Below are 10,376 nucleotides of genomic sequence, written 5' to 3'. Positions count from 1 at the left end.
GGTAGATCCCGTCCACCGCGGCGCCGGTCAGCCGGCTGCAGGTAGATCCCGTCCAGCCGGCGCCGTGGTCAGCCGTGGTCTGCCGGGGACAGTGATCCGGTCAGCCGGCGCCGCGGTCCAGCCCGGTGACGGTGACGGTCCAGCCGGCGCCGTGGTCAGCCGTGGTCTGCCGGGGACAGTGATCCGGTCAGCCGGCGCCGCGGTCCAGCCCGGTGACGGTGACGGTCCAGCCGGCGCCGCGGTGTAGCGCCCGTGGACAGTGACGGTCCAGCCGGTCAGCCGGTGCCGTGGACAGTGACGGTCCAGACGCGGTCAGATGGCGCCGCGGTGTAGCGCCCCGGGACAGTGACAGTCCAGACGCGGTGCAGCATCAGCACATGGTCAGTATTGCAATCAACCCAATTTTTCCAACCCCAAAAGAGGCAGCCATGTTGTACACACACAAAACAGCCAGAGAGGAAACAATCCTCGCCGTGGACGCAGCGAAACTCCTACGCAAGGAACTTGCGCGCGAATTCCCCGGTCAAAAATTTCGAGTTCGGTCCACGCGATCACTATCACTCTCCGTCGATTGGATCGACGGTCCGACAATCAAACAGGTCGAGGAAATTACGCAGCATTACGCTGGCGAGGGCTTCGACGGGATGATCGATATAAGCTATCCGATCTACCACTATCTCACCCCGTCACGCGAGGTCAGGATCTGCGGAACCTGCGGAACAGTCGGCTCTTTAGGAGTTGTCCCCCCCGATCGCCAGACTATTCCGCCCGACTGCGAAGCCTGTTACCTGCTCACCAATTATGTCCTGACGTCGCGGCATTTTTCTCCCGCCGCGATACAGCGCATTTTCGACGATGCGCGAACTACGTACAATGATCTCGCAACGGCCGTACTGAAATACACAGTTTGCCGGGAGGCTTATGCCAATTGGTGGATAGAAGGAGCACCCCGCGGCAACGAAATTTTGCACCGCATCCTCTCAAATCTAAACCTCATGACAGAACCATGCAAACTCTCATAACTCGCTACATGGACCGCCGGCGCCTGATGCCGACCCGCAAGGGACGTCCGCCGGCCGCGGAAACACTCCGCAAAACAGAGGAGCGCTTGCGCGCGCTTTTCCAAAACACAACCACAGATCAACTCTCAGTCAATCTGATCATCGACAGACTCCTCTCTATGCGTGCCGCGGGCGCCGCACCGCGCACAATCAATCAAGCTGTAGCATTTGTCTCAAAGTTCTCGGCGTTCCTTGCCGGAGAATCCAGTATCCAGTTTACACCGGCTGACCGCGACCTCCTTAAGGAACAACTTCGCGATCTGGTTGTAACCCCCAAACCATTTACAACCCGCAGATTTTTTCTGCCAGAGGAACGCTCCCAACTCTTCGAGACAATTGCCGGCCACGGATCCGACATCCGCGCCGCCCGCAACGTTGCACTGTGGGGATCCGTATTGTTTGGATTCTGTCGCCTCGGCGAGTTGCTTAAACTGCCGACTAACTCGGTTTTGCACAATCCTGAACTGTTTCAGTTTTCCCTTTATCTCCCCGGGGAAATTACCAAAACAGGACAACCTCAAACCGTCGAAATTTTTCGCGACGAGAGCCGGATCGGGTCCGTTTCCATTTATGAACACTTACTCCGTTATCATACATGGCGGATTGCGCAAGGGTCCACCGAAACAGACCTCTATTTTGTGCGACTCCGCGGAGAGGGATCCGGCCGCCTCGCAGAGACAACGGCCCGCCGGCAGTTCAAGTATTTTGCAGGGCGAGCCAACTTGCCCAAGTGGGCTACCACGCACCGGCTCCGCAACACCGCCGGCGAGGAGGGAGGAAACATTTTTCACGGAGACAGCCCGACCATGCAGCAGCTATTCGGGCACTCCTCCGCAAAGACAACCGAGATATATACAAACAACCACAACACCGAACGCTTGTCCGCCGCCCGCCGTAAACTGGCCCGCCAGATCGCCGGATATTCAGAACCATAACATTACAGCACACCACCACGAAACAAGAAAACAGACTCGAGAGAGTCTGTTTTTTTACACCCTGCGCCGTGGTGCAGCCGTGGACAGTGACGGTCAGCCGGTCAGCCGGCGCCGCGGTGCAGCCCCGGGACAGTGACGCTCCAGCCGCGGTCAGCCGGCGCCGCGGTGCAGCCCCGGGACAGTGACGCTCCAGCCGCGGTCAGCCGGCGCCGCGGTGTAGCGCCCGTGGACAGTGACGGTCCAGCCGGTCAGCCGGTGCCGTGGACAGTGACGGTCAGCCCGTGCAACCGGCCCCGTGGACAGTGACGGTCAGCCGGTCATCCGGCGCCGTGGACAGTGACAGTCCAGCCGGTCAGCCGGCGCCGCGGTGCAGCCCGGGGACAGTGACGGTCCAGACGCGGTCAGATGGCGCCGCGGTGTAGCGCCCGTGGACAGTGACGGTCCAGACGCGGTGCAGCATCAGCACATGGTCAGTATTGCAATCAACCCGAATTTTCCAAACATCCAGCCCACAGACGGAAGTATTACATCTGACCCAGATTTTTCAACCCAAACACCCTATATCCCCACAACCAGAGCAATAATTTCATCCGTAGCCCATGTTACCGTAACATGAAGTCAGACACATTATGCGCAAAACAACAACTTACAACCCAATATAATTTGCACATAAAAACAAAAACAAGCATCTAATAGCTTGTTTTTATTTGAGCGGATGACGGGACTCGAACCCGCAACCTCCAGCTTGGGAAGCTGACACTCTACCGTTGAGTTACATCCGCAAGACTTGAGAAGGTAAGGGTTTTCGGGAGAATGTCAAGCAGGGGTCCGGGCTGGGGATTAGCTGTGCTCGCAAAAACGATGTTAATATAATACAATATTTATAGAAAGTCAAGTGGTTTTTGAACAAATGTTGTAAACATTTGGGCAAATTGAGGTTACAGGATCGGGTGGAATGATACCCCAGCCGGAGGCTGGGAGGTAGTGTCGGACCGAATGCAATCGTCAGAGAGATCCTTCGCTGCGCTCAGGGTGACAGAACGGGACGCATCAGGATGCAGAAGAACAGCTGCAACATTTTGCGGCAATTAGCAGACTAAGTAAGTAAGGGTGGTGGTGTCGCACCGCCCCGCACAGGTCCCGCGCAAGTATTCACGATCGTCCGCAACGTCCAAGCGGCGATATCCCCTTCCAACGCGTCTCGCGAAACGTAAGGAGACTGAGATGAAAGCGCTGCTGACCATGCTCCCGTTGCTCATGCTGCTGGGTTGCTCGTCCGACTGGAGCACAAGTCCGAACACCGACGCGCCTGAAGCCGCCGCCGTGTACACATTAGAAGAAGTCAACATCACCTCGCCGCTCACAGACATCGAACCGCCGCAGTTGCCGTGCGAGACGAATCATACGGGATTCCTCGCGCTCGTAAATCCGGCCAATGCGCCCGTGACTTTCCGCTGGGGAGCCAATAACTCTGTGCAGCTACTGCCGCGCACCAAGACCATGCTCGAAGTTCCGACGGGAGCACAGAGCGTGCAGTGGTGCCCGAGTTCGCACGCGCACTATGAGGAGCTGGCGCTGGTGCCGCTCTGCGAGACTATCACTCTGACCTTCGATCCGCTGCGGCCCTGCAGACAGACCGCAGATCAATAGGCAAGATTCACTCACGAAACAGGCGGCCATCGGCCGCCTATTTTCATTTGGTAACGTGTGTCTTTAAGAACTCGACCGCTCGCTGAAAGGCGTCGAGCCGGTTCTCCGTCTTGCTCAGTCCGTGACCCTCATCGGGATAGACCAGATACTCCACGATTCCGCCCCGCGCGCGTATCGCCTCGACCATTTGATCTGATTCCGACTGCGGAACGCGCGGGTCGTTGGCACCCTGAATCACGAAGAGCGGAGCTTTGATTTTGCCCACATGATTGAGAGGTGATACCGATTCCAGAAACTCGCGATCATGCTCGAGCGAACCGTATTCCGCTTCGCGCAGCGCTTTGCGATACTTGCCGGTATTCTCGAGGAAAGTTACGAAATTTGAGATTCCCACGACGTCGATCCCCGCCGCAAACAAGTCCGGATAGTTGGTAAGTCCGGCAAGCACCATAAAGCCGCCGTAGCTTCCTCCATACAAAACTATCTTGTCCTTGTCCACGTCCTTCTGTTTGGCGAGCCACTTGGCCGCGTACTCGATGTCTTTGACGGAGTCCATCCGCTTGCGGACATTGTCAAGCTCCAGATAGGTGCGGCCAAAGCCCGCGGATCCGCGCACGTTCGGTTCGAGGACCGCGTAGCCGTTATAGAGCAGATACTGAAACCAGCCCGAGAGGTCGGGGCGCGCCTGTGACTCGGGGCCGCCGTGAATAGCGATGACGACGGGAAGTTTGCCGGTTGCGTTGCGAGGCTTATACCAGAACGCCGGAATCTTACGTTTGTCGAAGGTCTCGTATTCAATCAGTTCAGGTTTGACAAACATATCGAGCGGAATGCCGCCCGTCGCAGAGTGTGTCAACTGAGCGAGCACATCCACGCGAACGTCATACAGCCACACATCAAAAGGCCGATCGGCCGTCCCGAAGGTAATCGCGATCTTCTTGCTGTCGGGAGCATACGTCAATCCGCGAATGATGCCATCGGGGAAGCGATAGCCGCCGACGCGAGTTTCACGCCGCAGATCCACAAACGTGAAGCGGGAGTATCCGCGATCATTCTGCGCGAACGCGTAGCTCAATCCGTCCGGCGCCACTGAAAGAACGTCGATGTCGGCATCAGGCGTCTCCAGCCAAGTGATCTCAGACGAGTGTATGTCAATCGTGCAGACACCGACGTATTCGCGGCCGCGATTGCTCAGCGCAATCAACTTCGTTCCCGTATCGTCGAAATGAGGTAGCTGGAAATGCTCAACGCCTTGATGCTCGGTCAAGAGTCTGGTCGTACCGGATTCACGGTCGTAGAGCAGAATATCCGAATTGACATTCGAGTGGTCACGGACCATCACCAGATAACGGTTGTCGCGCGAGTAGCAGGCGGAAGATAAGTGACCTCCGCCGTCATACACCAAGCGGGGAGCGGAGTCGGTGATCAAATGCTCGAATACATCGAAGTCCACGCCATTTCGAGCATTGGAAGAGTAGCTGAACGCGGATCCGTCAGGCGACCAGCAGCCGAAGCGGTAGATGGCGTTGTCGTCGACGGGAGTCAGCGGGATCAAGGGCGACATGTTGGGGTTGATCATGTAGAGCTTGCTGCGCTCGCTGCCTCCGCGCGAAGCAGACACGATCATGTGTTGGGGCGACGCGGGGGACCACCAGGCTCCGTCCACCCCGTCCGGCTCAAAGGTTGTTTGGACAAGCGTCCCCTGCCTGCCAACGACGCGCCATACCTGCGGTTCGCCGCTTACGTTAGAGATGAAGCTGACTTCCGTTCCGTTCGGGTGAAAACTGGGACGGTGAGACGTCTGAACGTTCAGGAATTGAGCGAGCGTGAAGTCCGCAGCACCGGCAATTCCAGACGTTAGAATGACCAGTAAGAGTGAAAGCAGGTTTCGTTTCATGCGATCCGTGGTTGTATATGTGTGTTCCAGAATTCAATAACCTTGAGTTCAAGATCCTTGATCGATCCGTCGTTGTCGATGACGCAGGTCGCACGCGCAGCCTTGTCAGCCGTATCAACTTGTGAAGCGGAACGCTGCATTAGATCTTCTTCAGTGAATCGCCCGCGCGACCATGCAATAATCTCCTCGAACGGAGCACGCACGACCAGCACTTCATCGAACTCCGCCTCTATCCCCCACTCGAAGATTAGTGCGGCATCGAATACGATCACTGGACTTTGAGATGCGAACCGCGCCGCCTGCCACCTCGAATAGATTCCCGGGAAGGTGATCTGTTTCAACCACTCAGCCGCATCACGACTTGCGAACACGCGCGCGGCAATCAACCGCCGATTGAAAGTTCCGTCAATGTCGCGTACATCCGCACCAAGTCTTCTGACAATCTCGTCTTGAATGTCTTGCTCACTTTCAAGAACAATTCGCCCAAGCTCATCTCCAGAGATGACCTCCGCTCCGAGATTTCGCAGCATCGTTCCGACCGTTGACTTACCGGAGCCAATGCCTCCAGTTAATGCAACGGATATCCTGCTCACTTCGCCACCGCAAGCTTACCCAGCTTCTCGGATCCGTTTGCTTCAATCTTGTACAGGTACACACCTGATGCAATCATGTCGCCATCCTGTGTATGCAGATCCCATGACGCATGACCGGACGTCCCTTTATGCTCGATTGTTTTGATGAGGACGCCGCTTAAGGTGAAAATGCGAATCGTCGCTTCCATGGGTAGTCCCGCAAAATAAACACCGTCTGAACCTGCGGCGCCTACGCGACGAAACGGATTGGGATAGACATATGCGGCATCCAGATTCTCAGCCGCGCTTTCAATCAGCAATGTGGTTTGAGCCAACTCCTTGCCTCTCGTGCTTTCCATGTTTCTCAGCTCAATGCGGACAGGAACTCCGACAGAGCCTGCCGGATAACGTGGATCAAGCTCAACTTCCACTCGTGAGCGATCCTCAGATAGCGAACGGACGCTTCGCGCAGTAAACGGCTGACCTTGCCTCCGTGCGTCGATTACCGTGTAGTTCTGCACCTCCTCCACACTCAACGACATTGCCTCTGAGAACACGATTTCAACATGATTGCCAACGGGGCCATCTGAGAGACTGTGTCTTAGCACATAACAGAACTCCGTCGAATCGGCAGTCAAAGCGAATCGTAGAATCTGCTGACTCTCCGGTAGCGCGGTTCCCTGTGCGTCCCGCAGGTTCCGCATCGTCAACTCGTGTTCACCGGGTGTCAATGGCGTGTCGAAAGAGAGGTATACTTTACGCGCTGCCTCACTTTCCAGGATTACAGCAGGCATGCTTCCGTCCTCCAGCCGCCAATTACCTTGCACAGAGATCGACGGTCCCATAGACTCCGAGAACGAAATCGCAATCGTCGTAGGTGTCGGCCAATCGACCACATCATCCACCTGAGGCGGAGCGTTGCTTGCAATCGTGATCAGGTTTGAAAACGCACTCGTTGGTACGGGAAAAGCTGTGTCATAAGTCAAGACCGCGAAGTCGTTCAGAACGTCCATTTGTGACTGGAGTACAACGTCGTACGTTTGTGTCGAAAGGGCGAATTGCAGTTGTTCGCCTGACAACGCGCGGTACACTTCGTAATGAACCGCACCCGGAACAGGCGTCCAGAACAAGCGGATCTCGGATTCATTTAAGGGTTCGGCGAAGAGTCGTGGAGGAAAAGGCGCTTCACTTTCAGCTGTCGTGCTCTCTATTCGCAGTTGAACAGTGCCGTTTGAAGCTATTAGCTCCTTCACGCCATTGCCGTTCAGATCGACTGTCGTCATTGCGCCGGACTTTGACGGCAGATCGTGCCAGACTGGCTCATACCGCCCCGACAGATCATTGTAGGAAATGATATACAGGTCCGGATAAGAGGAGATAATGATTTCATCGCGACCGTCGTTATTCAAATCAGAAGCCAGAACCGAGGCGGGATTCACAGAGACATTTTCGTTGCCGAGAATTGCAATGCTGTCAACGGCGGCTAACTCATTGTCAAGGAATGACTCAAAGATGTAATAGTCCCAGCCCTGCAGCAGTCTTTGACTTTCTGAAGAATAACCTGCGTTGGAGCGGCATCCGGCGATTAGCTCTTGTTCTCCGTCTCCGTCGAAGTCCCCGATTGCCATCCAGTTTGTCGCATCATTTTGGCGCAGTCGAAGCGAATAAACTTGCACAGCTTCCGAGCCATTCCATTCGCACCATATGATGTCACCGTCGTAGTCGCCATATATCACGTCAAGCAGCCCATCTCTATCCAAATCGCCGACTGCTGAGCCGGGCGGACCCATGTTGTTTTGACCCGTCGTTGTATTGGGAAGAACGACACGGCGTGTTACGGCGTAGTTTGGAGAAACGGAGAATAGTGCCATACGTGAACCGCTACTCGTCCGAATGCGCGCAAGAATGTCGTCCCGCCCAGATGCTGAGTCTACTCTGACAAATCTGCTTATGACAAACTCTGAGTCAGCAGAAAACGTTTCAAGTACGATATTACTCGGCGCTCCGCACGGTGCACTTTGCTCCCATATGCGCGTTTCGACAAATCTGCGGGCGGCCATCTCGAAGAGTCCGTCGCCATCAGCGTCGCCCCAAGCCTGCGGGATATGCGGTCCATAGGTATCTTCAGTCTCAATGAACGTTGAGCCACCCCACTCGTATGGTTCAAGCGTGTCGACTATCAAATTCTCATTTACTGGCAATACCCAGAGCTCTGGTCTTGTGTCACAATCGTAGTCACTGGTAAAGGGTCCAAGAATCCCATGCGGCACGGTTGTATGGCTTTGCGAATACAGGAACGGCAATATGCCGGTTTGAACAGAACTATACGGGAAAGCTGCTGACAGTGCCGACTCACCTAAGAGATTAGTCACACGCAGTGTAGCAGTCCAGTCTCCTCTGTAACGCTCTTGGGAAATTACTGCCACGTGTGCGTCGCTGACATAGCCGAAGTCTTCCCGTATTGAATCACCGCTCGCGTTCGTCATGAGCAATGTTGCGCTCGTGAATTGATTGGTCCAAGCAAGTATCTGTTGTGCATACCCGTCGGCATCCAGAACAAGCCGTGATCGAAGGCTGTCAATGGTTGGTTCGTCATTTTGCACATACAGATGCACGAAGTCCACAGATTCGTTGCCGTTCGAGGCACGGACTTTCAACCTGACTACCAATACCGTGTCGCGCTGGGGCGCAGTTATCGTTCCAAGCATGTTATTAAAGACGCGCTGGTTGCCGCTCGCCGCCGGCTGCCAACTCGTTGGATTCTCTCCTACACCAAACTCCAGCGAATAGCTGTTGAACGCCGCGCCGGAAGCAGTTCCCGAAATCACGAATGCGTCGCGCACGCCAGAGTCATTCCGCGGGGAGTGAATGCGCGCAATCGCATCAGCGCCAAAAGACGCAACTTCCACAGCACGCCTTGCATTGACCCGCCCACTCGTAAAAATCGGATCCCATCCTGCTGGCCCTAAGTCATCGGCTGTCGAGCGCAGAATGTCCAATACATCATCAGGTTGCAGGGTCGAATCCACGGAGAGCACCAGTCCAGCAACTCCTGCTACGATTGGGGCAGCATAGCTTGTTCCGGACGGGAAGACCCACTGCCCGCACTCACCACCGAGAATTGTAGAGGAAATGTAATCTCCAGGAGCCATGATATCAACGCTTGGCCCGTAATTCGAAAAACTTGCTCTGCGGTCAAGGGTGTCAGTAGCTCCAACCGAAATGACTTCAGGAAAGCCTGAGGGATAGTGAATTCCATCGTTGTTCGCATTTCCAGCAGATGCCGTCAAGACCACGCCGTGACTGTGTGCGATTTGCACTACTTCGCGCAGGAAAGGCGAAGCCACGACATCGCCGAAACTCATATTGATAATGCGCGCGCCATTGGCGGTTCCATACAGCACTGCTGCTGCGATGTCGTCTTCTTCAAGCGTGCCATTGGCATTGCCAGCGCGAAGCGGCATCAGACGACATCCGAATCCCACGGATGCATAGCATACTCCGTTATCCGTAGACGCCGCGGCGCAGCCTGCAACGTAGGTACCGTGACCGAAATCGTCCATCGGGTCGTTGTCGCGATCCAAGTAGTCTCCGCCAGCGGGCAAACTTGGAGCATCGACAAAATCCCAGCCGATCACGTCGTCGATGAATCCGTTGTTATCATCATCAAGTCCGTTGTCGGGTATCTCACCAGGGTTTCGCCAAATGTTATCGCGCAAATCTCGATGTGTGTGGTCTATGCCTGTATCAATTATGCCAATAATGATTGACGGACTTCCTCGTGTTATTTCCCATGCGAGTGGTGCCGAGATTCGGCGAAGCCAAGGCTGCTGATTGAAGTATTCATCACTTGGAGTGTATCCTTCGTCCAATGCCTGTACTGTTCGATACTGATTATTATAAGCAACCCACTCAACATCAGGGTCATTGCCAAGCTGCGTGAAGAGAGACTGGAGGTCCACCTCGTGTCTAAAGGAAAGTCTTATCACTTGTTCCAGGTCAGCGCTCAAACGGGCGAATGTCCCGTATGGTTGCGATGCGTCAGCCTGAGTAGTTGATAGCTCGTTGATCAGAACAGAACCTGAACTAAGCGCACCGTCAAGGGATGACCGATACACGGGTCCTCGAACTTTTACAAAAAGCTCATTCGGGGAGTGTCCCGCACGGCACACTGAAGAAGATATCGAGAGAAAGAGCACCAGAATCAGCAGTGATGCTGAATTGCTCTTGGGCTTTGCGACTCTATGCATTTGTTCCTTTT

Annotated in this window: 6 protein-coding genes and 1 tRNA gene; 3 read left to right on the top strand and 4 right to left on the bottom strand. The window is 55.0% G+C overall.

The window, feature by feature from the left end:
- Positions 1-428 precede the first annotated feature (428 nt).
- The gene (locus KJZ99_12050) at positions 429-1,022 is read left to right on the top strand and encodes a hypothetical protein (GenBank protein ID MCL4306634.1); all 594 of its coding nucleotides are present in this window, start codon (positions 429-431) and stop codon (positions 1,020-1,022) included.
- A complete protein-coding gene (locus KJZ99_12045; GenBank protein MCL4306633.1) occupies positions 1,007-1,996 on the top strand; it encodes a site-specific integrase in 990 nt (329 codons plus the stop codon). Before KJZ99_12050 ends, KJZ99_12045 begins: the two co-directional genes overlap by 16 nt.
- Before the next feature lie 710 nt (positions 1,997-2,706).
- On the opposite strand, the gene KJZ99_12040 is transcribed toward KJZ99_12045, so the two are convergent.
- Positions 2,707-2,778 (bottom strand) — tRNA-Gly (locus KJZ99_12040).
- Positions 2,779-3,220: 442 nt separating this feature from the next.
- On the opposite strand from KJZ99_12040, the gene KJZ99_12035 reads away from it, so the two are divergent.
- The gene (locus KJZ99_12035) at positions 3,221-3,646 is read left to right on the top strand and encodes a hypothetical protein (GenBank protein ID MCL4306632.1); all 426 of its coding nucleotides are present in this window, start codon (positions 3,221-3,223) and stop codon (positions 3,644-3,646) included.
- Between the two features lie 43 nt (positions 3,647-3,689).
- Here KJZ99_12035 and KJZ99_12030 read toward each other — a convergent pair whose 3' ends face one another.
- The 3 genes from KJZ99_12030 to KJZ99_12020 are packed head-to-tail and all read right to left on the bottom strand — an operon-like array spanning position 3,690 to position 10,365.
- On the bottom strand, positions 3,690-5,543 hold the full coding sequence (locus tag KJZ99_12030) for a S9 family peptidase (protein ID MCL4306631.1): 1,854 nt from the start codon (positions 5,541-5,543) through the stop codon (positions 3,690-3,692).
- On the bottom strand, positions 5,540-6,136 hold the full coding sequence (gene coaE, locus KJZ99_12025; GenBank protein ID MCL4306630.1) for a dephospho-CoA kinase: 597 nt from the start codon (positions 6,134-6,136) through the stop codon (positions 5,540-5,542). The genes KJZ99_12030 and coaE overlap by 4 nt, the downstream gene beginning before the upstream one ends.
- Complete coding sequence (locus KJZ99_12020; protein MCL4306629.1) at positions 6,133-10,365, bottom strand: S8 family serine peptidase; 4,233 nt, start codon at positions 10,363-10,365, stop codon at positions 6,133-6,135. Before KJZ99_12020 ends, coaE begins: the two co-directional genes overlap by 4 nt.
- Between the last annotated feature and the right edge of the window lie 11 nt (positions 10,366-10,376).

Source organism: bacterium (genome assembly GCA_023382385.1).
Lineage (GTDB): Bacteria > Electryoneota > RPQS01 > RPQS01 > RPQS01 > JABWCQ01.
Note: the sequence above shows the minus strand (reverse complement) of the source record. Positions and strands in the feature narration are given on the sequence as shown.